The sequence below is a fragment of the Pseudomonas sp. NPDC087612 genome, from assembly GCF_044743505.1.
Lineage (GTDB): Bacteria > Pseudomonadota > Gammaproteobacteria > Pseudomonadales > Pseudomonadaceae > Aquipseudomonas.
On sequence record NZ_JBIUWO010000009.1, the window covers coordinates 90309 to 115248 of the forward strand.

Below are 24940 nucleotides of genomic sequence, written 5' to 3' on the forward strand. Positions count from 1 at the left end.
ATGCTGGTCATCGAACAGTTGCACAAGTCGTTCAGCACTGCCCAAGGCCTGCTGCCGGTATTGCAGGGCGTCGACTTGCGCCTGGGCCAGGGCAGCAGCCTGGCATTGATGGGTGAGTCCGGCAGCGGCAAAAGCACCCTGCTGCACCTGGTCGCCGGTCTCGATCGCGCCGATAGTGGGCGCATCCTGATCGATGGCCAGGCGCTGGACGCCCGTTCGGAATCAGCCCTGGCGCGCTGGCGCCGGCAAGGCATCGGCCTGGTGTTCCAGCAATACAACCTGATCAGCAGCCTCGATGTGGCGGCCAATCTTGCCTTTCAGGCCAGGCTGGCGGCGCGGTTTGACCGCCAATGGCTGGACTACCTGGCTGCCCGCCTGGGTCTGGCCAGCCTGTTGCAGCGCTACCCCGAGCAACTCTCCGGCGGCCAGCAGCAGCGGGTCGCCATCGGTCGGGCGCTGGCCGCTCGCCCGGCGCTGGTGCTGGCTGATGAGCCCACCGGCAGCCTCGACGAGCGCAGCAGTGATGAAGTGCTGGCGTTGATGCTGCAACTGGTCGCCGAAGCTGCCAGCAGCCTGCTGATGGTGACCCACAGCCCGCGCCTGGCAGCGCGCCTTGAGCAGCGCTGCGTGCTGCACGCCGGGCGTGTGCAGGTCGAGGCGCACTGATGGGCCCGCTGCTGATTGCCCTGCAGGCGCTGCTGAGCCACTGGCGGCGCCATCGATTGCAGTTCTTCAGCATCTTTACCGGTTTGTGGCTGGCCACTGCGCTATGGACCGGGGTGCAGGCGCTCAACAGCCAGGCGCGGGCCGACTACGCCCGCGCCAGCGCAGTGCTGACCGGGCCCACCCAGGCGCAGCTGATAGCCGGCAACGGTGAGCGTTTCGAGCAAGCACTGTACCTGCAACTGCGCAGGCTCGGCTGGCAGGTGTCGCCGCTGCTCGAAGGTCGCTTGCGCTTTGCCGGGGAGCAAGCGCTGACGGTACGGCTGATCGGTATCGAGCCGCTGAGCCTGCCAACGGCAATGACCGTCGCCGGCACGCCGTTGCAAGGCTTCGATGTGCAGGCATTCATTGGCGAGCCCGGGCAAGCCTGGATCGGCCCCGATACCCTGCGGCAACTGCCTCTGAATGCCAGCGGGCAAGCAACCACCAGCGACGGCCAGGTACTGCCGCCGTTTGTTGTGCAGCCGCAGCTGGCACCAGGGGTGATCGTGGTGGATATCGGCCATGCGCAAACCTTGCTGCAAGCCCCCGGGCAGCTGTCGCGACTGCTTTTGAATGATAACGCCAGGCCCTTGCCCGCAGACATCGCCGCGCGCCTGACCCTGCAAGCGCCCAGCGACGACGGCGACCTGCAGCGCCTGACCGACAGCTTTCACCTCAACCTCACGGCGCTGGGCCTGCTGGCGTTCGTCGTCGGCCTGTTCATCGCCCACGCCGCCATCGGCCTGGCCCTGGAGCAGCGCCGCGGGCTGATTCGCAACCTGCGTGCCTGTGGCATCAGCCTCAACACCCTGTTGCTCGGCCTGAGCCTGGAACTGGGAGTTTTCGCCGTACTCGGCGGCCTGGCCGGGGCCGCCAGCGGCTATGGGCTGGCCGCGCTGTTGCTGCCCGATATCGCCGCCAGTTTGCGCGGCCTGTACGGCGCCCAGGTGGCCGGGCAACTGAGCCTGCCAGCCGGGTGGTGGCTGGCGGGCATCGCCGTGAGCGTGCTCGGTGCCTTGCTGGCCGGAGCCGGCAGCGTGTTGCGCGCCGCCCGTTTGCCGCTGCTGGCCCTGGCCCAGCCGCAGGCCTGGCGCATGGCCCAGGGGCCGTGGCTGCGCCGTCAGGCAGTGGTCGCCGGGCTGTTGCTGGTGGTCGCGCTCGCTTGCTGGCAATGGGGCAACAGCTTGGCCAGTGCCTTGATCCTGCTGGCAGCGCTGTTGCTGGCGGCGGCCTTGTTGCTGCCCGCCCTGCTCGACGGCGCGCTGGCCTGGCTGGCACGCGGGTGTCGCGGGGCGCTGGCCGAGTGGTTTGTCGCCGACAGCCGTCAGCAGCTTCCGGCACTGAGCCTGGCGCTGATGGCGCTGCTGCTGGCATTGGCCGCCAGCGTCGGCGTCGGCAGCATGACCGAGGGCTTTCGCAAGACCTTCAGCGGCTGGCTCGACCAGCGCCTCTCTGCCGACTTGTACCTCACACCGCAGGACACGACTCAGGCCCTGCAACTCACTGACTGGCTCGCCGAGCAACCGGCAATCACCACGTTGCTGCCCAGCTGGCGTGCCGAAATACGCGTGCAGCAGTGGCCGGTGCAGGTCCAGGGCATCATCGATCACCCCGCCTACCCCGCGCGCTGGCCATTGCTGGAGCAAAGCCCGCAGGCCTGGGCGCAACTGGCCAGCGGCAATGCGCTGATGCTCAGCGAGCAACTGGCCCGGCGCCTGGGCGTGCAGCTGGGCGACAACCTGCAGTTGGCCAATCAAACCATGGCTGTGGTGGGCATCTATGCCGACTATGGCAACCCCAAGGGCCACCTGCTGGTCAATGCCGACTGGCTGCGTGGGCACCTGCCGCAGGCGACGCTGAGCACCATCAGCCTCAATCTTGCGCCCGAGCGCATCGCCACGTTCAAAGACGAGTTGCAACAACGCTTCGCCCTGGACGACAGCCGCGTGGTCGAGCAAGCCAGCTTGAAACGCTGGTCCACTGAAATCTTCAGCCGCACTTTCGCCGCCACCACCGCCCTCAATAGCCTGACCCTGGGGGTGGCGGGCATCGCCCTGTTCATCAGCTTGCTGACCTTGAGCCAGAGCCGCCTGGGCCAGTTGGCACCGCTGTGGGCCTTGGGTGTGCGGCGCACGCAACTGGTAGGGTTGTCGCTGGGGCAAACCCTGATGCTGAGCAGCCTGACGGTGCTGCTGGCGATCCCTCTCGGGCTGTTGCTGGCCTGGTGCCTGGTGGCGGTGGTGAATGTTCAGGCTTTCGGCTGGCGCCTGCCGCTGCATGTGTTTGCCGCGCAACTGCTACAGCTGGCGCTGCTGGGCCTGTTGACCAGCCTGCTGGCCAGCGCCTGGCCCTTGTGGCAACTGGCGCGGAGCCAACCCAGCGAACTGTTGAGGCAGTTTGCCGATGAAACCTGACCTTTGCCTGATGATCGGCCTGTTGCTGCTGGGCGGCTGCGACCAGCCCACACCTGCTCCCATAGGCTTTGCCGGGTTGGGCCAGGACGCTGCGGCCTTCACCCCGGTAACCCGCGATCATCCGCTGCTGTTCCCCCTCGATCACGGGCCGCACACCGGCTTTCGCATCGAATGGTGGTACGTCACCGCCAACCTCACCGACGGCCAGGGCCGCGACTGGGGCGCGCAGTGGACGCTGTTCCGCTCGGCCCTGCGCCCAGGCACTGAAACCACCGATTGGAACAGCCCCAACCTGTGGATGGGCCACGCCGCGCTCACCGGCCCCGGCGGCCATCAATACGCCGAAACCCTGGCGCGCGGCGGCATCGGCCAGGCGGGTGTTACCACCCAGCCGTTTCACGCCTGGATCAACGATTGGTCGCTACAAGGCAGCGACGACATCGGGTGCCTGCGAATGAGCGCCAATGGCAAGGGTTTCAGCTACACCCTCAAGCTGGTCAGCAACGGCCCGCTGGTGCTGCACGGTGCCCGGGGCTACAGCGAAAAATCCGGCAAGGGCCAGGCCTCGTACTATTACAGCCAGCCGTTCTACCAGGTCAGCGGCGAGGTCGAACGCAACGGCCAGCGCGTGGCGGTGACCGGCAACGCCTGGCTCGACCGCGAATGGAGCAGCCAGCCCCTGGCGGCCGGGCAGTCGGGCTGGGACTGGTTCTCCCTGCACCTGGACAGCGGCGCCAAACTGATGCTGTTTCGCGTGCGCGAAGCCCAGGGCACGCCCTACCGCGCAGGCACCTGGATCAGCGCCGAAGGCAACGCCCAGGCTCTGCAGGGTGCGCAGATCCAGCTGCAGGAGCTGGCCTGGAGCAAGCAGGACAACGGCCACAAGCTGCCAACCCGCTGGCGTGTGCAAGTGCCGGCGCACGGGGTGGATGTCCAGGTCGATGCACTGGAGCCCAAAGCGTGGATGTCGACGCGTTTTCCGTACTGGGAGGGGCCGGTGCGCTTTAATGGCAGTGTGAGCGGCAAGGGCTATCTGGAGATGACCGGGTACTGATGCTGCAGGTGCGGGCTCGCACCAATCCTGTGGGAGCGGGCTTGACCCGCGATTGAGCGCAAAGCGGTCGCAGTCCGGTCAGCACCTGATGTGCTGGCTGTAACGGCCTCATCGCTGGCAAAGCCAGCTCCCACAGAGATCCTGCAAGCACCCACTTCAGTGGGAGCCGGACTTGCCGGCGATCGAGCGCGTAGCGGTCGTAATTCGGCCACCACCTGGAGTGCTGGCTGTACCGGTCTCATCGTACGCCTGCCAATCCGAATCCGCTTTCACTGTAGGATCTTTCCGATTCCATCCAGCGGTGCGCTAGATCGCGAGCGGCGGTGCTAGGTTCCGGCCTTCATTGCCCAAGGAACCTGCGCATGACAAGGATGCCACCCTCAACACCTTCCCCAGCTCACTCGATATTGTCTTCCTCAGAGTCACTGCAGCCCAGCGTCTACGTCGTACCGCGCAGCGTGACGGGCAGTCAGGTAGTGGCTTTGGGAAGCATGATTGGCAACACATCTGGTGATCTTGCTGGAGAACTATTCTACAACTGGACAGGCTTATGAGTATTGACCCTCGTTCCTGGCCTCTGGGATTACAGATGGTGCTGATCCTTGGCCCGTGGATCATCATGCTGACTGGGGTCTTGATAAGCGCGTGCATCGCAAATGGCCGAGATTTTGCGAGGTCGCTTTCAGCGCTGCAAAGCAGTACCTGGCTGGAGCAGCAGATTCGCGTTTGGGGGACATCAAGCCTAGGGGCGCGTTGGGTGCTTGTCGGAGTGATCAGTGGCTTACTGGCCTATCCACAAAAACATATACGCCAAGGCCAGCTCGACGCAGTGCAAGTGCGCAACTTCCCCCGGCGGCTCCGACGTCGCTTGCTTGTTTCCGGCAGGCTGATCGCTATTGGGTTCGTGTTGATGACCATGAGTGTCGGGTTGTACAAATTCTGCGAACCCTAGCCCGTGAGAGCCACGAACACACAACAGGAGACGCACCATGGACCACTTCACCGGCGGTTGCCTGTGCGCCAACGTGCGATTTACAGCCTCGGGACGCCCCTACCGGGTCGGCCTGTGTCACTGCCTGGACTGTCGCAAGCACCACGGCGCGCTGTTTCACGCTTCGGCGATTTTCCCCGCAGAGGCAGTCAGCATCGAAGGCGAAACCCGTGACTACGCCGGGCGCTATTTTTGCCCACGTTGCGGCTCGTCGGTGTTCGCCCGCTCAGGCGATGAAGTCGAGATCAACCTCGGCGCGCTGGATGCCCCCAACCTGTTCACGCCCACCTACGAAAGCTGGACCACCCGCCGCGAATCCTGGCTGCCACCCTTCCCGCTCAGCCACCACTACGAAAAAGATCGCGATCCGTCGGGGCGCTTCGAGGACTAGAGAGCCAGCTGTCGCTGCATCCCCTGCGACATCAGGCTGGACCCTTCGCGCAATGGCTGCGGGGCGCCGACCGGCTGAAAGCCATGGGCCTGGTACAAGCGCATCGCAGGGCTGTCGGCGAGGGTCACGCCCAGGCCCACCCGGCGCACGGCCACGCTCGCGCAGATCGCGGTAGCTGGGCCATTCATGGGGTAAAACGGGGCGGACGGCGATCACAAGGCTTCCTTGGCTGATTGATCCTGAACAGCTGCCAGACTACCACCAAGATGCGATCATGCCGCCCTTCATCGACACCGCAGGATCGACCCACGATGTTTTCAGCAAGATGGACCTGGCTGGCCCTTGGCCTGTTACCCGCCCTGACCCAGGCCGCAACACCGGAACCGGTGCCACTGACCCGGGTGTTCCAGGACTGGCGCCTGGCCTGCGACAACACCCGCCGCTGCACCGCGGTGTCGGGCAGCACCGACAACCCCGGGATGGGCCTGTACATCGTCCGCGAAGCCGGCGCCAAGGGCAGCACCCGGGTCAGTGTGATCGGCTACGACGACGTCGGCCTGCGCTACGAGTTTCACCTCGATGGCCGCCCCACCGAGCCCTGGCAGTACGGCTCGCACGACCGTGAGTACTATTACCTCGAGGGCGACGCCGCCGTTGAAAAACTGCGCGAGCTGCGCAACAGCGACACCTTGAGTTCCAACAGCAACTTTGGCGAGCGCCGGGTATCGCTGCAGGGCTTGAGCGCCGCCCTGTTGCTGATGGACTCGGTGCAAGGGCGCATCGGCCACCCCAGCGCCTTCGTGCGCCCGGGCTACCAGGCGGACAGCCGCGTGCCGCCGGCCCCGGCGATTCCCAAACTGCCGCGCTTTACCCTGGCCCCGGCCTTGAGCGACGCCGAGCAACAGGCCATCGGCGACTACCTGATTGCCCTGACCAAGGACGAACTGAGCGCCGCGCCCCATCAGAACTGGCAGGCCCAGGCCGAGGTCTACCCCCTGGACCCGGCCCACGCCCTGGTGCGCCTGCGTTACGGCTGCGCCGAGGACGGCTGCAACCACAGCCTCTATCGTGTCTCGCGCACGGCGCCGTACCAGGCGATACCGCTGGAACTCAAGGCGGCGCCCGAGGCTCACTTCTCCCCTGACCTGTATGGGCAGATCAACTTCAACCCGGTCAGCGGCCAGTTAAAGATTTTCCGCGAGATGGGCAAGGACTGCGGTGATAGCTCGACCTGGCAATACGACGGTGCGGCCATGCAGCTCAAGGACCGGCGGACCATGTGGCGCTGCGACAGCATCAACGAGGAGTACTGGCCGGTGACCTGGCGTGCCAAGGGCTGACTCAGGCGCCGAGGTCATCCCAGTACGGCGGCGTGCCGATGGCGTCGAGAAAGTAGTCCCACACCCGCCGCACCTTCTGCGAGCGCAGGCGGTTTTGCGCTGACAGCAGGTGGATCTGGCTCGGCGTCGCCTCCACGGCGCCTTGCCAGTCGGGCAGCAGTTGCACCAGGGCCTTGCTGGTAAAGCTGTGCTTGCTGAACAGCCAGGTCGGAAAAAACACGATGCCGCGCCCGGCCAGGGCCGCTTCCACCAGCACCTGGGCATTGTTGCTGCGCAGCGGCCCGTGCACGTCGACCACCTCGACGCTGTCGCTACCCGACGGACGCAAGTACCAGCGCTGCGCGCCGCCGGTGCCTTTGTAGACCAGGCAGCTATGCTGGCGCAGGTCCTGCGCGCAGGTCGGCTGGCCATGTTTTTCAAGGTAGCTGGGGCTGGCACACAGGACATAACGCTGGGTGCAGATCTGCCGGCCGATCAGCCCCGAATCCTGCAGATGGCCGACGCGAAAGGTGATGTCGGCGCCCTCCTGCACCGGGTCGATGTAGGCATCGGTGGCGGTCAGTTCCACGGTCAGTTCCGGGTATTGCTCATGCAAGCCATTGAGCAGGCGCACGAGATGCAGATGGGCAAAAGCCACCGGCGCGTTGATCCGCACCAGGCCGCGAATGTCGCCGGGCTTGCCGCTGATCGACTCGTCGGCAGCATCCAGCAGCTCCAGCACTTCGCGAATCTGCAGGTAATAGCGCTCGCCGGCTTCGGTCAGCTTCACCGCGCGGGTGTTGCGGTACAGCAACTGCTGCCCGACCTCGCGCTCCAGCGCGGCGATAAAACGCGACACCGACGAGGCCGGCACCTGAAAATGCCGGGCGGTGGCAGAGAAACTACCGGTCACCGCGACCATGGCGAAGAAGCGGTGGGCCTTGAGGTGCATGGGCGGCTCCTGAACGGGAAATCCGTCCAGTATAGGTGCTCATATTGCTGTTACAGCAATAGTGTTTTGCCTTTAGCCTTGATTGTGGCTGTTTTCGCAAGCCCCTAGCATGGCGCCATTCCACCCAGAGGCCCCACGCATGAAAGACCTGTTTGCCCCTTATGACCTCGGCCCACTGCAGCTGAGCAACCGTTTCGTCATGGCGCCGATGACCCGTTCACGCGCCCCGCAAGACATCGCCACCGAACAGATCGCCCTGCATTACACCCAGCGCGGCACCGCCGGCCTGATCGTTTCCGAAGGCACGCCGATCTCCCGCGAGGGCCAGGGCTACCTGTTCAATCCGGGCATTTTCAGCGAGCAGCAGATCCACGGCTGGAAGCTGGTGACCGACTCGGTGCACAGCGTCGGCGGCAAGATCTTCGCCCAGCTGTGGCATGTTGGCCGGGTCTCGCACACCTCGATCCAGCGCGATGGCCTGGCCCCGGTCAGCGCCACCGGCAAGGTCGCCCAGGGCGCGATTGCCTTCGGCTACACCGACAGCGGCGAGCCGGGTTTTGTCCCGACTTCGACGCCGCGCCCGCTGAACACCGAAGAAGTCGGCCGGGTCGTCGAAGACTTCGCCCAGGCTGCCGCCAACGCCATTGCCGCAGGCTTTGACGGCGTCGAAATCCACGGCGCCAACGGCTACCTGATCGAGCAGTTCCTCAACCCGCTGGTCAACGACCGCAGCGACCGCTACGCCGCCGACACCCTGGAAAACCGCCTGCGCTTTGTCTTTGAAGTGGTCGATGCGGTGGTCAACCGCATCGGCGCCGACAAGGTCGGCATCCGTATCTCGCCTTACGGCCAGCTGTTCGACATGCCGATCTACGCGCAAATCGACGAGACCTACTCGGCCCTCTGCGCCGGCATGGGCGCGCGCGGTATCGCCTATGTGCATGTGATGGACCAGACCCACTTCTTCCTCGCCAGCGAAGGTGCCGTGGCCCAGGAACAGGCCCTGCGCGCGCTGCTGGCCCATTGCAAGGCGCAACTGCGCCAGACTGCGCTGATCCTGGCCGGCGACATGACCCTGGAGCGTGCCCAGGACCTGGTTGACGCCGGCCTGATCGACCTGGCAGGTTTTGGCCAGCCGTTCATCGCCAACCCCGACCTGGTCGCCCGGCTGAAAAACGGCTGGCCGTTGACCACCCCGGACCGCGACACCTACTACGGCGGCGGCGCCAAGGGCTACCTGGACTACGCCCCGTACGCACCGGCCTGAAGCGCGAGCAGGCCTGCCGTGGCCAGGCGTGGCATTATTTGCGCATACCGCTGTCCCCTTTTGTTCGCTCGCTTGTCATCAAGGGCATGTGAACCGAAAAGAGAGCGCAACAATGCCCGCACTGACACGCCACCGAACGCGCCTGGCGTCTTCGTTTTCTTCCCCTACCCTGTGCCTGGTGCTGGGCCTGGCGTCGTTAGCGCCACCCGCGGCGCTGGCCGACGGTGCCAGCCGCAGCTACCAGGTACCGGCTGGCGAGCTGGGCACCGCGCTGACCCGCTTTGCCGCCCAGGCCGGGGTCAGCCTGTCGGTCGACCCGGGCCTGGTCAATGGCCGGCGCAGCGCCGGCTTGAGCGGCAGCTTCAGCGTCGATGAAGGCTTTGCCCGGCTGCTGCAGGGCTCGGGCCTGCAACTGCAGCCGGTGACAGCGGGCGCCTACACCCTGGTGCCTACACCGCAAAGCGGCGACGCCGTGGAGATCGCCCCGACCAGCATCCTCGGCGCCCACAGCGGCGGCGACGATGATGGCCAGCGCTATGCCGGCGGCCAGGTTGCGCGCCGGGGCTCGCAAGGCCTGCTGGGCTCGCGGGACTTCATGGAAACGCCGTTCAGCATGACCACCTACACCCGCGAGGCGATCAAAGGCCAGCAGGCGCGCACCCTTGGCGACCTGATCGCCAGCGACCCGTCGGTGCGCGCTACCAACCCCGCCGGTGGGCGCTTCGAGCAGTTCACCATTCGCGGCTTCAGCCTGTTCAATAGCGATGTTGCCTACAACGGCCTGTACGGCATCCTGCCGACTTACTCCATCGACATGGAAATGGCCGACCGCGTCGACATCATCAAGGGCCCCAGCCAGCTGATCAACGGCATCTCGCCACGCGGCAGCGTCGGCGGTGGCATCAACGTGGTGCCCAAGCGCGCCAGCGACACACCGATCACCGAGTTCACCGGCAACTACGCGTCCGACAGCCAGGTGGGCGGTGCGGTCGACATCGGCCGGCGCTTTGGCGAGGACGGCAAGTTCGGCCTGCGCTTGAATGGCGTCAAGCAAGCCGGCGACACCGAGTGGGACCAGCAGAGCGTCGACCGCGAAATGGCCGTGCTCGGCCTGGACTTTCGCGGCGAGCGCCTGCGCCTGTCGAGCGATATCGGCCATACCGAGCGCAACACCGATGCGCCCCAGGAGCGAGTCATCGTTGGCGCCAATGCCAAGGTGCCGGACGCAGGCGACGTGCGCCGCAACTACGCCCAGGCCTGGAGCAAGGCGCGCACCAACGATACCTTCGGCACGGTCAACGCCGAATACGACATCAACGACGCGCTGATGGCCTACGGCGCCGTTGGCGCGCGCAAAAGTAACCACGACTTCCTCCGGCATAACGTACCGGTGTCCAACGATGCCGGCGACTTCAGCGTCCAGCCGCGCGACTTCACCCGCGACGAGAACGTGCGCACCGCCACCGCCGGCCTGCGCAGCTGGTTCGCAACCGGCCCGGTGAGCCACGAGCTCAACCTGGCGGCCAACTACTTCTACATGGACTTCGAGAACGGCGGCGGGCGCTATGCCGCCGGCCCCAGCAACCTCTACAACCCGCGCCCGACCCCGACGCCCGGCGCCCGGCTGCGCTCGGACCCCAAGGTCTACACCGAGAACCGCTTCAGCGGCGTGGCGTTGTCCGACACCCTGGGCTTTTTTGACCAGCGCCTGTTGCTGACCCTCGGCGCGCGCTGGCAGCGGGTCCAGGTCGATGACTGGAGCGATGGCATCAAGGGCGACACCGCCTACGACGAAGAGAAGCTCTCGCCCTCGGGCGGCATCCTGTTCAAGCTCAGCGACCAGCTGTCGCTGTATGCCAACTACATGGAAGGCCTGAGCCAGGGCAAGATCGCCCCGTCGACCTCGATCAACGAAGACCAGATCTTCGCGCCGTTCATTAGCCGCCAGGTAGAAGTCGGCGCCAAGTACGACCTGGGCAACTTCGCCCTGACCGCCAGCGCCTTTCGCATCAAGCAGCCAGCCTACGAGACCAACGCCACTACCCGGGTGTTCGGGCCCAATGGCAAGCGTGAGAACAAGGGCATTGAACTCAACGTGTTCGGCGAGCCGCTCAAGGGCTTTCGCCTGCTCGGTGGGGTGATGTACATCGACAGCGAACTGACCGACACCGTCGGCGCCAGCTTCGACGGTAACCGCGCCCCGGCAACGCCGGAGTACAACCTCAGCCTGGGCGCCGAGTATGACGTGCCTGCCCTCGCCGGCCTGACCCTGACGGCCCGGGGCATCCACTCAAGCGCGCAGTACCTGGACCAGGCCAACAGCAAGCAGATCGACGGCTGGGAGCGTTACGACCTGGGGGCGCGCTATGCCTTCAAGGTCGATGACAAGGCCATCACCCTGCGCGCCAGTGTCGAGAATGTGCTGGATGAGCACTACTGGGCTTCGGCGGGCGCCTCGGATGACAGCGAGGCCGGGCTGACGTTGTCGACCCCGCGCACCTACCTGGTGTCAGCGACCCTGGGTTTTTGAGGGCACAGCGGTTAGCTGCAACAGGATCCCTGTGGGAGCTGGCTTGCCAGCGATGAGGCCAGTCCAGTCAATACATCAAGTGCTGACCGGACTACGACCGCTGCGCGCTCGATCGCTGGCAAGCCAGCTCCCACAGTTCAACCCCTGACCGCCGCCTCAATCGCCGCGATATCAATCTTGCGCATGCCCATCATCGCATCGAAGGCGCGCTTGGCGGCGGCACGGTCAGTGCTGGTAATTGCCTCGACCAGCACCCGTGGCGAAATCTGCCACGACAGCCCCCACTTGTCCTTGCACCAGCCACAGGCGCTTTCCTGGCCGCCATTGCCGACAATGGCGTCCCACAGGCGATCGGTTTCGGCCTGGTCTTCGGTGGCCACCTGAAACGAAAACGCCTCGCTGTGGGTGAACATCGGCCCGCCGTTAAGCCCCACGCAGGGAATGCCCAGCACGGTAAACTCGACGGTCAGCACATCGCCCTCTTTACCCGAAGGAAAATCGCCCGGCGCGCGGTGCACGGCACCGACCTTGCTGTCGGGGAAGGTCTTGGCATAAAAGGTCGCAGCCTCCAGCGCGGTGCCGTCGTACCAGAGGCAGATGGTATTTTTAGGGCTCATCCTGGTTCTCCACGGTTGGTGAATGGCAGGTTGAGTCTAGTCACCTACGTGAGGTTTTTTGCAACATGAGCCGAATCAGCATTGCCTGTGCCTTACCCTCCAAGGACCTTGAAATCGCCGTGTTTCTGCATCAACGCTTGAAGATGTCGATCAGCGGTGCCCGCCAACTGTTGGCCAGCGGCGCCCAGGGCTTTTTCTACAGCGCAGACCTATACGGCAACGATCATGTCCAGTGCGACCAGGACATCCGCGACATCCTGGCCTTCTTTGGGCAAAAGCAACTCTCCCTGCTGCTGGTTGAAACCGACGAGGGCCAGGCGCCGCAGGCGCTGGATGCAGACGACCTGGAGCATTGCTCAATCGCCGAGGAGCCCCTGCTCAACGCACTGGATGCCTGCCGGGGGCTGTACCGTTAACACGGTTTCACTCCGATTAATTGCCGTCTCCCACCTTGCGTTCAATCTCGGCAATCTTGCGGCTAAGTTCTTCGGCGGCCTCAGCCTGAGTACGGTGATTGGCCGGAGTGATCGGCCGATTGGCAAGGTCTTCATCTTCAGCAGGCTTGTCCGTCTCGTTGGCGGGCGCCTCGCGCTCGTTGCTGGTCATTGCAGTTACCTCCCGTGTCATACCCGTTGGATAGCACAGCAGCCTTGGAGTTCTGATCGGCAACGGCTTGAAGTTGGCCCGGCTTCTGCGATGATGCCCGGCCAGGACGGACGTTCGCTTACCCTGCAGGATTGAAACACCATGGTTGACCCAAGATGGAACTGGCTGTGCTTGATGCTCCTGCCGGCCCTGGCCCTGGCTGCGCCGGAACCGGAGCCGGTGCTCAAGCAGTTCAAGCAATGGGTCGTGGGCTGCGACAACACCCTGCGCTGTACCGCCGTGTCGAGCAGCGTCGATCAAGGCGTGGGCCTTGAGCTGGTGCGCGAAGCCGGGGCCCAGGGGACTACCACCCTGACCCTGTTCAGCGACGCCGGAGTCGAGCTCGGCGCCCGGCTGCTGCTCGACGGCGGCCCGCTGCCAGCGGGGTTTCGGCCAGGCTCGCAGGGGCAGATGCGTTATCACGCCAAAGGTGACGTCGCGGTGCGCTTGATGCGCCAACTGCGCAACGGCCAGACCCTGACCCTGGACACCAGCAACGGCCAGCACCCGGTGTCGCTGCAGGGCTTGAGTGCCTCTTTGCTGTTCATCGACTCGGTGCAAGGACGCATCGATCACCCCAGCGCCTTTGTAAACCCCGGCACACGCCCCGACAGCCAGCTGCCGCCAGCACCGCCGACGCCCACCCTCGCCCCCTTCACTCCGGCGCCAGGGGTGAGCGATGCCGAGCAGAAGGCCATCGCCGACGCCGTCATTGCCATCACCCGGCATGAATGGAGCGAACCCGAGTACGACAACTGGCAAGCCGAAGCCGAGGTCTCGCCGCTGGACGCGACCCATGTGCTGGTAGGCCTGCGCTACGGCTGTGGGAGCCAGGGCTGCATGTACAGCTATTACCGCGCCTTGCGCAGCGCGCCCTATCAACCCACCTCGCTGCACATCGAGGTCCCCAGGCATGATGTGCTGGGCGGCGAGATGTATGGCTTTTTCAAGTTCGACCCGGCCCGCGGCGAGCTCAACCAGTTGCAGCCGGGCGGGCGCTACTGCGGCGCCAATGCAACCTGGCGCTATGACGGCGCGGTGATGCAGCTCAAGGCATTCAGCCGCATGAGCTGGTGCGACAGCGTCGATACTGCCCATTGGCCGCAGATCTGGCGTACCCGGGGCTAGCGCCAGGCATACAGCTTGGCGCAGGCATTCGCTACACTGCGCGCTTTGCCCCAAGAGCCTATGCGCATGGATGCCCTCGCCCGTTTTGCCCTCAAACCGCTTGCTGCGAGCCTGGCTGTGCTCACCCTGGCCGCTTGCAGCCACTTTCAAGCCGATCCGCCAGGTGCCGGTCAGTTGCCCGAGTACCAGAGTCCGGCCCCCGACTGGCGCGTGCTGAACCTGGACGAAGATCAGGACTGGCTGCTGATCGACCGTAACAGCCTGCAGCATGAAGGCGACATTACCTACGCCTGGACCGGCATCCAGCGCCACCGCTATCCGATGCAATACGGCCACGCGGTGATGGCCCTGCACAGCCGCGAGCGCCTGGCGTTCTATTGCCAGCGCCAACTCATCAGCCGGCAAAGCCAGGTGTTCCTCGACAACGACGATCGCCTAGACCGCACCCGACTCGAATCGCAGCCCTTCAGCGCGTTCTACCGGCAGGCCCCTTTGTACTATCAGCAGTTGTTCGACGCCGCCTGCCAAGCGCCGGCCGAGCTTGCCAAGCTTGCCCCGCTCAAAGCCCGTACACCGTTGCCGCCGCCGTTTTTGCCGCCCAGGGCCAGGCCTGAAGTGCTTGCGGCCATCGCCGCCCTCGACCTGCCGACACCACGCCTGAGCCTGCACCGGCTGGATTATCGCTACGACGCCAACGTCAACGACGGCGACAATGCCGTCAACAGGCCGCGCCAGGTATTCCTCAGCACCGACAGCCGCTCCGGCCAGCTGTTGCTACAGGCTGTGGACCCGACGATAGCGCAACAGCTGCAACTGAGCTTTCGCGGCCTGTTCGATCTGGCCGCACGCGGCATCGACATCATGACCGGGCAGGAGCAGGACGCCAGCGACAGCTTGACCGCGCTGTCATTCAGCGGCGACTGGCAAACCCTGCCCGCCCATGCGCAGCTGAGCTACACCAGCAGCCACGCCGGGCAAACTGCGAGCATTACCCGCACCACCCATTGCCAGGTCGGCAAGGCGCAAGCGGCCAGCGCCCTGCACCCGGCCCTGCAAGGCAGCGCCAAGCCGTTGACCTGCACCTGGCAGAGCCCGCGCGGCAACCGTTGGCGCGAAGGCTACAGCTACCTGGTCGACTACGGCGTGTTCGTCCGCACCCGCGAAGACAACCCGCTGGGCACCTGGCGCTGGAAAATCGAGTCGCTGCAGTGAGTCAATGCAGGACGGTGGCGAAGCTTGCGTCCATGCGCTCGCGGTCGTAGTCCAGCAGCCACGGCTGGTGCTGGCGGTACAGCTGCGACAACAGCGCATGGTTGGGGCCGACTACGTCCATGCCGCGATCGTCATAGGGCCAGACCATCAGGCGCTGGTTGAGGTTGAACAGGTAGACGCCACAGCACAGGCTCGGGCGAATGACCCCGGCGCTGCCGGACAGCGCACACCAGAGCAGCGGTTGCAGCATCGACAGCGGCAGTTCAAACGCCAGGTGCAACCAGTACTCGGGCCGGTGCTCGTCGAACCAGTCGTCCGGGTCCAGCCGTTCACTCCACAGCGAGCGCTGGGCGGGGATGCGAATGCCGGCCGCTTGCAGGCCACGCAACAGCTCGCGCCGGGCAAAACCGTTGCCGTCGGTATGGGTGCGCAGGCACACCACCAGCGATTGCTCACCGGCAAACAGGTCCCGGCACACTGCGGTGGCCTTGCTGACCGCCAGCAGGAAGCGTTCGATGTCGCTGCCACCTTCGGCCAGCTCAAAGCGCAGGCCGTGCGGGTAGTTATAGAAAAGCGGCCTGGCGAAGGCCAGGCCGCTGAAAATGTGCTGGATTTGCAATTGTAGATTCACGTTACCTTCCTGGCTGTCGGCCCCGCACAGCTGGGGCCAGAGTCCATTGCGGCCAACACCCTGAAGGTGCTGGCCGCGGTGTTTCACTCAATGCGGCGCGCGGGGGATGGTCTTGAGCAGGTCTTCAGGGCTGATATGCCCGACCACCTGCTGCACGCTGCCCGGTTGCGGCAGGCCAAGGATGTGGCCTTTCATCTTGCCGATGACGTGCATCTCGCACGGCTTGCAGTCGAACTTCAGGGTCAGTACTTCATCACCGTGAATCAGCTGCATCGGCGCCACCTTGGTGCGCACGCCGGTAACGCCCTTGGCCTGCTTGGGGCACAGGTTGAAGGAGAAACGCAGGCAGTGCTTGGTGATCATCACCGGCACTTCGCCCGCCTCTTCGTGGGCCTCGTAGGCGGCGTCGATCAGCTTGACCCCGTGACGGTGATAGAAGTCGCGGGCCTTCTGGTTGTAGACGTTGGCCAAAAACGACAGGTGCGACTCCGGGTACACCGGCGGCGGGTTGGCTTCGGCCTTGCGGCCACCGCGCGGGTGGGCCTGGATGCGCGCGGCGGTCAGCGCTTCGATGACCTCGCGGCGCAGGGCCTTGAGCTGCGAATTGGGAATGAAGTACGCCTGCGGCGCATCGAGCTGAACGGCGGTGGCATGGTACTCGGTGGTGCCCAGCTGGCCGAGCAGGTCGCGCAGTTGCTCCAGCGCCTGCTCCGGCTTGTTGGCCAGGCCGAACGGGCCGTCCAGGGCGACGCTGGCACTGATGCCCTCTTCGCTGGTGGCGGTCAGGGCCAGGCGCTGTTCATCAAGCTTGGCCACCCAGGCCAGGCCGATACGGCGCTCGGCCGAGGTCTTTTGCAAAGCCTGCTGCCAGTTGTGGTCGAGGTTGCGGCTCAGCGGGTGGTTGGGCCGCAGCTGGTGCATGCCCTTGGGCATCTCGTTGGGCTCGACGCGGTAGCGGTAGCGTTTTTCGCCGTCTTCATCGAACTCGCCTTTCGGCTCGGCGATGTTGGCGCGAAAGCCCACCACTTCGCGCTTGACCAGCACGTTGAGGCCGTCGCCGTTGGACAGCGGCTCGTGGGTGAGCACCTGCAGGTCGCGCTTGCCGACTTTCTCGACCACGCCCACCGGCAGGCCGGTGAAGGTCGGCGAGTCGAAGGCGCCGATGTCGATCTTACGCTCGCTGACGAAGTAGTCGGTGCTGCCGCGGTGGAAGGTTTTGTCCGGGTCGGGCAGGAAGAAGTGCGCGGTACGGCCGCTGGAGGCGCGGGCCAGGTCCGGGCGGTCTTCGAGCACGGCGTCCAGGCGCTGGCGGTAGTAGGCGGTGATGTTCTTCACATAGCCCATGTCCTTGTAGCGCCCTTCGATCTTGAACGAGCGCACGCCGGCCTCGACCAGGGCGCGGATGTTGGCGCTCTGGTTGTTGTCCTTCATCGACAGCAGGTGCTTCTCGTAGGCGATCACCCCGCCCTTTTCGTCCTTGAGGGTGTACGGCAGGCGGCAGGCCTGGGAGCAGTCGCCACGGTTGGCGCTGCGCCCGGTCTGGGCGTGGGAGATGTTGCACTGGCCGGAGAAGGCCACGCACAGCGCACCGTGGATGAAGAACTCGATCGCCGCGTCGGTCTCGTCGGCGATGGCGCGGATTTCCTGCAGGTTCAGCTCGCGGGCCAGCACCAGCTGGGAGAAGCCGGCCTGGTCGAGGAACTTGGCCCGGGCCAGGGTGCGGATGTCGGTCTGGGTACTGGCGTGCAGCTCGATCGGCGGGATGTCCAGCTCCATCACCCCCAGGTCCTGGACGATCAGCGCGTCGACGCCGGCATCGTACAGTTCGTGGATCAGCTTGCGCGCCGGCTCCAGCTCGTTGTCGTGGAGAATGGTGTTGATGGTGGTGAACACCCGCGCGTGGTAGCGGCGGGCAAATTCCACCAGCTGGGCGATATCGCTGACTTCGTTGCAGGCATTGTGGCGCGCACCGAAGCTCGGGCCGCCGAGGTACACGGCATCGGCGCCATGCAGAATGGCCTCGCGGGCGATGGCGACATCGCGGGCGGGGCTGAGCAATTCCAGGTGATGCTTGGGCAGGGACATGTTTTTTTAGTCAGGCTGTCACGGTCGAGGCGCGCATTGTAGCGGCGAAACGCCTGAACGGCACCCGTAGCCTGCCCGGTGGCCTGTGTAGGTCTATCGCTGGCAAGCCAGCTCCCACAGGTTCGGCGCTGTTCCCAGGATTAGCGCAAGACCAGTGGGAGCTGGCTTGCCAGCGATGAGGCCAGTGCAGCCACCGCAACAACTCAGGCCTTGGCCGCCATCGCAGTCACTTCCACACGCATGCCTTCCACCGCCAGCGACGCCACGCCCACTGCAGCGCGCACCGGCCAGGGCTTGGCGAAGAAGCGCTGGTAGACCTCGTTGAACGCCGCCCGCTCGGCCATGTCGGTGAGGTAGATGGTCAGGTGCAACACCCGGTCCATGGAGCTGCCAGCACGCTCCAGAGCGACTTTCAGCGCTTGCAGGGTACATTCGCTCTGGGCGGTGATGTCGCCCAGTTCCAGGCTGCCGTCGGCACGCGTGGGGATCTGGGTCGAAACCAGGATGCCGCCGAAACCGGCGACGTCGGAAGAGATCGACTCGGCGTCCGGGTCGGGGATGAAGCTGATGTCTTGGTTAGCCATGGGTATCTCGTGTCTGGGGAATAAAAAAGGGCGGTTACCCGCCCCTTCTGCTTACTTGCCGCCGGCCAGCGCTGGCGTGCGCGGTGGCACCAGGCGCCTGGAGCCGGTCGACTCGAAGGCAGCCGCCAGGCGCAGCAATGACGAATCGTCGTAGGCGCGACCGGCAAAGGTCAAGCCCACCGGCATGCCGATATCGGCCATCACGCCCATCGGCACGGTCACCGTCGGCACGCCCAGGTGACGGATCGCCAGGTTGCCGTTGGCCACCCACACGCCGTTGCTCCAGGCAATGTCGGCCGATGCCGGGTCGACATCGGCATTGGCCGGGCCGACGTCAGCGACGGTCGGGAAGATCACCACGTCGAGCTTGAGCGCATCCATCCAGTCTTCGAGGTCTATGCGCCGGGTCTGTTCCAGGCCGCGCAGGCCGTCCGGCACAGTGCTGATCTGGTCCCACGGGGTGATGCCGCGCTCGGCCATGCGCACGTATTCGTCCATGCCCGCGGCCAGGTCGCCTTCGCGGTTGGGCAGCGTACCCGGATCATGCGGGAAAATCTTCGGCCCGTCGACATCGACCAGGCGGTTGAGCTTGGGGTCGCCGTTGGCCTGGAGGAAATCATCGAAGGCCCAGGCAGTCAGGTCCCACAGTTCGTGGTGAAGGAACTCCTTGGACACCAGGCCGCGATTGAACACGGTCGGCGCGCCCGGGCGGTCGCCCTCGCAGTTGGACACCAGCGGGAAATCGACTTCGATGACGTCGGCACCGGCCGCTTCCAGCGCCTTGCGCGCCTGCTCCCAGAGGGCGATCACCGATGGCCGGGTGTTGATCCGCTGGCCGGTCGGGCCACCGATGCCCGGGGCTTCGCTGGTGCCGGCTTCAGGGTCGGCATTGATGTACATGCGCGGCACGCCGAAACGCTTGCCCTTGAGCGCTGCGGCATCGGCTGCAAGCTCGTGGTAGGAGGCCGGGCGCACCGAGTCGACGCTGGGGATTGGCACCCAGGGCTGCAGGCGCCACAGATCGCCGCGTTTGTCCGGGTCTTGGGCGACGACGATGTCGAGCACTTCGAGCAGGTCGGCCATGGTCCGGGCAAAGGGCACCACCACGTCCATGGTCGGCGTCAGCGGCCAGTTGCCACGCACCGAGATCACCCCACGCGAGGGCGTGTAGGCGCACAGGCCGTTGTTCGAGGCCGGGCCGCGACCACTGGACCAGGTTTCTTCGGCCAGGCCGAAGGCGGCGAAGCTGGCCGCCGTGGCAGTACCGGCGCCGTTGGACGAGCCGGAGGCAAACGGTGCGGTCAGGTAGTCGGCGTTGTACGGGCTTTCGGCGCGGCCATAAACGCCGCGCTGCATGCCGCCGTTGGCCATCGGCGGCATGTTGGTCTTGCCCAGGCAGATGGCGCCGGCAGCGCGCAGGCGCTCGATGGTGAAGGCGTCGCGATAGGCCACAAGGTCAGCGAAGGCCGGGCTGCCGGAGGCGGCGGTCAGGCCCTTGACCAGGTAGCTGTCCTTGGCGGTATACGGGATGCCGTCGAGCGGGCCGAGGGTCTGGCCCTGGGCGCGGCGTTCGTCAGAAGCCTGCGCTTCGTTCAGCGCTTCGGGGTTGCGCACCACTACAGCATTGAGCTTGGTGGCAGTGTCCGCGCCATCGTAGGCGTCGATGCGCGCCAGGTAGGCCTTGACCAGCTCCACCGCGGTGGTCTGGCCGGACTCGAGCGCAGCGCGCAGCTGGGCAATGGAAACCTCTGTGACTTCGATCATGCTGCTACCGCCGAGGGTTGATGGCTGACTGGGTTAAGGCTTGCACCACACGGGGTCTGGAGCACGGGGATTTCACGGCTTTGAAGATGGGTTCGCATAGTTGTTCTCATTGCACGGCATGACGCTGCAGGGTCTGGACGAATTACCTGAGCGGCCTATTTAGCACCAAAATTGCCCACAGCGGAACGGGGAGCCAGCGGGCAGCGGTGCATTCAGCCGCGTGCGAAGGTGCAAAATCGGCCGCCAGGCCTGGGCGAGGCGCAGATATTCAGCTTTACCCCTCCCACCACCACGAGCATCATGCGCACTTCGCGTTCACGGAGGATTTCGCACATGTTCAGGGCACTTTTCGACACGCTGTTCAAGCGCACACCTACCGAGGAAGGCTTTGCCCGTACCTTCATCAAGGCCGCGCGCGCCGGCGGTTATGCCGAGCCACTGGACTATCAGGCCGACGACTTTCGCCTGCGCTACGGCGCCGGCAGTTACTTCAACCTGCACAACGCCTACCGTGACTACCTGAACGCCGACAAGGGCCGCAAAACCGAGGTACTCAACAGCTACCTGCGCGGCCTGATCGACAGCCGCAACAGCAGCGCAGTGCAGCCCCTGGAGCAGGTTAGGCCGCTGTTGCGGCCGGTGATCCGCAACCTGGCCATGCTCGAAGAGATCCGCCTGCATCAGGTCCGTCATCAAGGCTGGGACTCGCCCTGCCCCATGGCCTGGCAGCCGTTCTGCGAAGACTGCGTGACCTTGCTGGCCATCGACTACCCCGACACCACCTCGACCCAGACCGCCGGCCCGCCACAGGACTGGGGCATCAGCCTGGAGCAGGCGCTGGCGATTGCCCTGGACAACCTGCGCGACGCCAGCCCCGATGCCTTCGAGGCGATCCTCCCCGGTTTGTACCAGGGCGCCTGGAAGGACGGCTATGACACCAGCCGCGTGCTGCTGCCCGACGTGCTGCAGCGCTTGGCGCTCAAGGGCCAGCCGGTGTTCATGATGCCCAGCCGCGATTTGCTGATGGTCACCGGCGACAAGGACGCCGACAACCTGCGGCAGATGGTCGAGCTGAGCTTCCAGGCGCTGGAGCACGGCCGCGCGCAGTCGAGCCAGATCTATACCTATCACGACCGCCGCATCGTGCCCTTCCAGGTCCAGGACGCGCACCTGCAAGCGCGCCTGGGCGACCTGCAGCGGCTGCTGCGCCACGGCATCTATAGCACGCAAAAAGAGTTTCTCGACAAGATCCACGAAGCCCATCCCGAGGACATCTTCGTCGCCACCCACAGGCTTTACAGCGACACCGAAAACGGCAATAGCAGCTTTTCGATCGCGGCCTGGACCGAGGGCGTGTTCACCTCGTTGCCGCAAACCGACCGGGTGATCCTGGTCCAGCCCCAGGCAGACGGCTCGGCCCAGACCCAGGTGGTGGCTTGGCACGAGGTCGAGACGCTGCTGGGCGAGCTGCTGGCTAAAGACGGCGAGCTCTATCCGCCACGCTTTCGCACCCTCGGCTTTCCCAGCGCCGAGCAGTTGAGCCAGCTGACGCCCATGGGCTGAAGCCGCCATTCTGGTAAAGTTTGCCCACCGCTATTAACAACCAAGAACAATCGCGATGAAGCCCCTGAACCAGCCTCGCCTCATTGTGTTCGTCGCCTACCCGCAGATGGGCCTGCTTGACCTGACCGGTGCGCAAACGGTGTTCTGGGCGGCGTCCAGGGCCATGCAGGCGCGTGGCCTGCCCGGCTACCAACTGCATACCGCCAGCCTTGAAGGCGGCCTGATGGCCAGTGCCGAAGGCCTGGCCGTGGATACCTCGCGCCTGGAGCAACTGGCCGCAGCAGCCGTTGATACCTTCATCGTCCCCGGCGCCCCGGCGATCTGCCAGACCCTGGGCGACTACGGCGCGCTCACCACCTGGCTGCAGGCCAATGCCGCTCGCGCCCGGCGCATCGCCTCGGTGTGCAGCGGGGCCTTTCTGCTGGCCAAGGCCGGCCTGCTCGACGGTCGCCGCGCCGCCACTCATTGGGCCATGTGCGACAGCCTCAGGCAGACATTCCCGGCCATCGAGGTGGACGCCGATGCGATCTTCATCCAGCACGGCACGGTGTGGACCTCGGCCGGGGTCAGTGCCGGCATCGACCTGGCCCTGGCCCTGGTAGAAGCCGACTGTGGGCGCGAGGTGAGCATGGCCGTCGCCCGTGAACTGGTGGTGTACCTCAAGCGCCCCGGCGGCCAGGCCCAGTACAGCACCCTGCTGCAATCACAAAGCCAGGACGCCGCCGCGTTCGAGCAACTGCACCTGTGGCTCGGCGAAAACCTCGGCGACCCGCGCCTGAATGTCGAGCGCCTGGCCGAACAGGCGTGCATGAGCCCGCGCAATTTCACCCGCCTGTACAAGCTCAAGACCGGCCGCACGCCGTCCAAGGCCATCGAACTGTTCCGCCTGGAAGCCGCCCGGCGGCTGCTGGAAAGCTCGACCCGCAATATCGAACAGATCGCCCGCCAGTGCGGTTTTGCCGATGAAGAACGCATGCGCAACACCTTCCAGCGTCACCTGTCGATCTCGCCGCGCGACTACCGCAGCCGCTTCAGCGCTACGGTCTGAACAACCTGGCTGAAACTCAGGGGTATTTGGCCTGGGGCCGCCGCCGCCCTGCCCTTACGATCATGCCATCGGCAGTCAACCTGCCCCGTGGTCACTCGTCGTCAGGAGCTCTCCCATGCAACAGCACATTGTGGTTATCGGCGCAGGTTTTGCCGGCGTCTGGAGCGCCTTGAGCGCAGCACGGCAGCTGGACCTGCAAGACCGGCAGGACGTCACCATTTCGGTACTCGCCCCGCAAGCCGAACTGCGCATGCGCCCGCGCTTCTACGAAGCTGACGCGCATACCCTGTTCGCCCCGCTGGGGGCGTTGTTCGAGGCGGTTGGCGTGCGCTTTGTCCAGGGTTCGGCAACAGCCATCGACACCCAGGCCAGGACCGTCGGCTACCGCAACGCAAGCGGCGCCCTGCAGCAACTGCGCTACGACCGCCTGGTGCTGGCGGCCGGCAGCCAACTGATGCGCCCGAACCTGGCCGGCATGCACCAGTACGCCTTCGATGTCGATGAAATCGAATCGGCAGTGCGCCTTGAGCAGCACCTCAAGCGCCTCAAGTCCCAGCCCTCGAGCCTTGCGCGCAACACCGTGGTGGTCGCCGGCGGCGGCTTTACCGGCATCGAAACCGCCACTGAAATGCCCGCACGCTTGCGCGCGGCGCTGGGTGACGACAGCGAGGTGCGGGTGATCATTGTCGACCGCGGCAGCAAGGTGGCCGCAGCCATGGGCGAGGCCATCGCCCCGGCGATTGTCGAGGCCAGCGCACAACTGGGCGTCGAGTGGCTGCTCGATGCCATGGTGGAGTCGGTCGATGCCCACGGCGTGACCCTCGCCGATGGCCGGCGCATCGAGGCCAGCACGGTGATCTGGACCGTCGGTTTTCGCGCCAACCCGCTGACCGCGCAAGTGCCTGGCGAGCGCAACGGCCAGGGGCGCCTGCAAGTCGATGCCAACCTCAAGGTCATCGGCCAGGAGCATGTGTATGCCGCAGGTGATGTCGCTTGCGCCGCCACCGATGAGCTGGGCAATTACTCGCTGATGTCCTGCCAGCACGCCATCGCCCTTGGCCGTCACGCCGGCAACAATGTCGCCGCCGACCTGCTTGGCGTCGCCCCGCTGCCCTACCGCCAACCCAAGTACGTGACCTGCCTCGACCTTGGGGCCTGGGGTGCGGTGTTCACCGAAGGCTGGGAGCGTCAGCTGAAGTTGGTGAAGGAAGAAGCCAAGGCCCTCAAGACCCAGATCAATACCCTGTGGATCTACCCGCCGGTGGCGGATCGCGCTACCGCCCTGGCCGCCGCTGATCCGATGATTCCGGTAGCCTGAGGTACGGGGGCTGGATAAAAGCGGTGCAAAACGGCATCCTCCCGGCCTTTTGCCCGCCTGCCTGACCGGCCAAGGAGTTACCCATGCACGACCAGCCACTCGCCGCTGCCGACTTCGCGTTCCTCGACGCCACTTTGCAGCAGTACGGCGATGACCACTCGGTGCTCAACGCCTCGGAGCTCGACGGCTACTTCACTGCGCTGGTGTCAAGCCCGGTGCAGGTGGACATCAGCGAGTGGTTCCCGGCGATCTGGGGTGGGCAGATGCCGGAATGGCAAAACGCTGCTGACTGCCAGCGCTTCGTCGAGCTGTGTGCCCGTCACCTGAACAGCCTGGCCACCCAACTGGTTGAAGCGCCGCAGGCATTTGCCCCGCGCCTTGAGCAGACCGAACACCAGGGCCAGCCGCTGCCATTGGCAGAGGAATGGTGCTTTGGTTATTTGCGCGGTATCGCCATTGCCAACTGGCCGGTGCTGCCTGAAGCGCAAATGCAGGCCTTGCAGGTGATTACCGGCTGGGCCGAGCAGGATGAATTCGAGCTGCCGGCGAACCTGGACGTAGCCTTGCATCGTCAGCGGGTGGTGGCGATTGCCCCGGCGGCGCGGGCGCTGCATGACTACTGGCTGGCGCAGCGCTGATTGGCTCTGTGGTGCATTACGACCGCTTTGCGCTCGATCGCGGGCAAGTCCCGCTCCCACAGGGGAGCGGAATTGACCCGCGAT

The 24940-nt window shown here is 65.3% G+C and carries 23 protein-coding genes; 15 read left to right on the forward strand and 8 right to left on the reverse strand.

The window, feature by feature from the left end:
* From ACIOVF_RS19375 to ACIOVF_RS19395, 5 genes are all read left to right on the forward strand, one after another.
* Complete coding sequence (locus ACIOVF_RS19375; protein WP_093384163.1) at positions 1 to 666, forward strand: ABC transporter ATP-binding protein; 666 nt, start codon at positions 1 to 3, stop codon at positions 664 to 666.
* Entirely contained in the window at positions 666 to 3119 is a 2454-nt protein-coding gene (locus ACIOVF_RS19380) for an ABC transporter permease (protein WP_401291686.1), read from the forward strand. The genes ACIOVF_RS19375 and ACIOVF_RS19380 overlap by 1 nt, the downstream gene beginning before the upstream one ends.
* Positions 3109 to 4173, forward strand: a complete 1065-nt coding sequence (locus tag ACIOVF_RS19385; protein ID WP_401291689.1) for a lipocalin-like domain-containing protein — start codon at positions 3109 to 3111, stop codon at positions 4171 to 4173. The genes ACIOVF_RS19380 and ACIOVF_RS19385 overlap by 11 nt, the downstream gene beginning before the upstream one ends.
* A 550-nt stretch (positions 4174 to 4723) precedes the next feature.
* Complete coding sequence (locus ACIOVF_RS19390) at positions 4724 to 5125, forward strand: hypothetical protein (RefSeq protein WP_045201317.1); 402 nt, start codon at positions 4724 to 4726, stop codon at positions 5123 to 5125.
* A gap of 37 nt (positions 5126 to 5162) precedes the next feature.
* Entirely contained in the window at positions 5163 to 5555 is a 393-nt protein-coding gene (locus tag ACIOVF_RS19395) for a GFA family protein (RefSeq protein ID WP_045201316.1), read from the forward strand.
* Here the strand turns inward: ACIOVF_RS19395 and ACIOVF_RS19400 are convergent.
* Positions 5552 to 5743 (reverse strand): hypothetical protein, encoded by a 192-nt coding sequence (locus ACIOVF_RS19400; protein WP_401291693.1) that lies wholly within the window; start codon positions 5741 to 5743, stop codon positions 5552 to 5554. The genes ACIOVF_RS19395 and ACIOVF_RS19400 overlap by 4 nt on opposite strands.
* Before the next feature lie 123 nt (positions 5744 to 5866).
* Here ACIOVF_RS19400 and ACIOVF_RS19405 point away from each other — a divergent pair, with 123 nt between their 5' ends.
* Positions 5867 to 6895: a DUF1176 domain-containing protein gene (locus ACIOVF_RS19405; protein WP_401291696.1), complete on the forward strand. Its 1029-nt coding sequence runs from the start codon at positions 5867 to 5869 to the stop codon at positions 6893 to 6895.
* Between the two features lies 1 nt (position 6896).
* Here the strand turns inward: ACIOVF_RS19405 and ACIOVF_RS19410 are convergent, their stop codons facing one another.
* Positions 6897 to 7826, reverse strand: a complete 930-nt coding sequence (locus ACIOVF_RS19410; protein ID WP_258610385.1) for a LysR family transcriptional regulator — start codon at positions 7824 to 7826, stop codon at positions 6897 to 6899.
* Between the two features lie 139 nt (positions 7827 to 7965).
* Here ACIOVF_RS19410 and ACIOVF_RS19415 point away from each other — a divergent pair, with 139 nt between their 5' ends.
* Together ACIOVF_RS19415 and ACIOVF_RS19420 are read left to right on the forward strand one after the other, a co-directional pair.
* Positions 7966 to 9093, forward strand: coding sequence for an alkene reductase (locus ACIOVF_RS19415; protein WP_401291700.1), 1128 nt, complete (start codon positions 7966 to 7968; stop codon positions 9091 to 9093).
* Between the two features lie 112 nt (positions 9094 to 9205).
* On the forward strand, positions 9206 to 11623 hold the full coding sequence (locus tag ACIOVF_RS19420) for a TonB-dependent siderophore receptor (RefSeq protein ID WP_401291703.1): 2418 nt from the start codon (positions 9206 to 9208) through the stop codon (positions 11621 to 11623).
* Between the two features lie 137 nt (positions 11624 to 11760).
* On the opposite strand, the gene ACIOVF_RS19425 is transcribed toward ACIOVF_RS19420, so the two are convergent.
* A complete protein-coding gene (locus tag ACIOVF_RS19425) occupies positions 11761 to 12240 on the reverse strand; it encodes a VOC family protein (RefSeq protein WP_045201310.1) in 480 nt (159 codons plus the stop codon).
* Between the two features lie 65 nt (positions 12241 to 12305).
* On the opposite strand from ACIOVF_RS19425, the gene ACIOVF_RS19430 reads away from it, so the two are divergent.
* Complete coding sequence (locus ACIOVF_RS19430; RefSeq protein ID WP_401291707.1) at positions 12306 to 12656, forward strand: hypothetical protein; 351 nt, start codon at positions 12306 to 12308, stop codon at positions 12654 to 12656.
* Positions 12657 to 12672: 16 nt separating this feature from the next.
* Here ACIOVF_RS19430 and ACIOVF_RS19435 read toward each other — a convergent pair whose 3' ends face one another.
* Positions 12673 to 12846, reverse strand: a complete 174-nt coding sequence (locus ACIOVF_RS19435; protein ID WP_177329180.1) for a hypothetical protein — start codon at positions 12844 to 12846, stop codon at positions 12673 to 12675.
* Between the two features lie 141 nt (positions 12847 to 12987).
* Between ACIOVF_RS19435 and ACIOVF_RS19440 the strand changes: the two genes are divergently transcribed.
* Entirely contained in the window at positions 12988 to 14013 is a 1026-nt protein-coding gene (locus ACIOVF_RS19440; RefSeq protein ID WP_401291710.1) for a DUF1176 domain-containing protein, read from the forward strand.
* 66 nt (positions 14014 to 14079) lie between these two features.
* The gene (locus ACIOVF_RS19445; protein WP_045201307.1) at positions 14080 to 15225 is read left to right on the forward strand and encodes a hypothetical protein; all 1146 of its coding nucleotides are present in this window, start codon (positions 14080 to 14082) and stop codon (positions 15223 to 15225) included.
* A 1-nt stretch (position 15226) separates the two neighbouring features.
* On the opposite strand, the gene ACIOVF_RS19450 is transcribed toward ACIOVF_RS19445, so the two are convergent.
* From ACIOVF_RS19450 to ACIOVF_RS19465, 4 genes are all read right to left on the reverse strand, one after another.
* Positions 15227 to 15856 (reverse strand): DUF3885 domain-containing protein, encoded by a 630-nt coding sequence (locus ACIOVF_RS19450; RefSeq protein ID WP_045201306.1) that lies wholly within the window; start codon positions 15854 to 15856, stop codon positions 15227 to 15229.
* Between the two features lie 87 nt (positions 15857 to 15943).
* Entirely contained in the window at positions 15944 to 17941 is a 1998-nt protein-coding gene (locus ACIOVF_RS19455; RefSeq protein WP_401291715.1) for a U32 family peptidase, read from the reverse strand.
* Between the two features lie 203 nt (positions 17942 to 18144).
* Positions 18145 to 18525 (reverse strand): RidA family protein, encoded by a 381-nt coding sequence (locus ACIOVF_RS19460; protein WP_123567614.1) that lies wholly within the window; start codon positions 18523 to 18525, stop codon positions 18145 to 18147.
* A 51-nt stretch (positions 18526 to 18576) separates the two neighbouring features.
* Positions 18577 to 20289 (reverse strand): amidase, encoded by a 1713-nt coding sequence (locus ACIOVF_RS19465; protein ID WP_401291718.1) that lies wholly within the window; start codon positions 20287 to 20289, stop codon positions 18577 to 18579.
* Between the two features lie 333 nt (positions 20290 to 20622).
* Between ACIOVF_RS19465 and ACIOVF_RS19470 the strand changes: the two genes are divergently transcribed.
* The 4 genes from ACIOVF_RS19470 to ACIOVF_RS19485 all read left to right on the forward strand — a co-directional run bounded on the left by ACIOVF_RS19470 (position 20623) and on the right by ACIOVF_RS19485 (position 24856).
* Positions 20623 to 21852, forward strand: a complete 1230-nt coding sequence (locus ACIOVF_RS19470) for a hypothetical protein (protein WP_401291721.1) — start codon at positions 20623 to 20625, stop codon at positions 21850 to 21852.
* A 55-nt stretch (positions 21853 to 21907) separates the two neighbouring features.
* On the forward strand, positions 21908 to 22900 hold the full coding sequence (locus tag ACIOVF_RS19475; protein ID WP_045201301.1) for a GlxA family transcriptional regulator: 993 nt from the start codon (positions 21908 to 21910) through the stop codon (positions 22898 to 22900).
* A 115-nt stretch (positions 22901 to 23015) separates the two neighbouring features.
* A complete protein-coding gene (locus ACIOVF_RS19480; protein ID WP_045201300.1) occupies positions 23016 to 24218 on the forward strand; it encodes an NAD(P)/FAD-dependent oxidoreductase in 1203 nt (400 codons plus the stop codon).
* Between the two features lie 83 nt (positions 24219 to 24301).
* Entirely contained in the window at positions 24302 to 24856 is a 555-nt protein-coding gene (locus tag ACIOVF_RS19485) for a UPF0149 family protein (protein WP_045201299.1), read from the forward strand.
* The last annotated feature ends 84 nt before the right edge of the window (positions 24857 to 24940 follow it).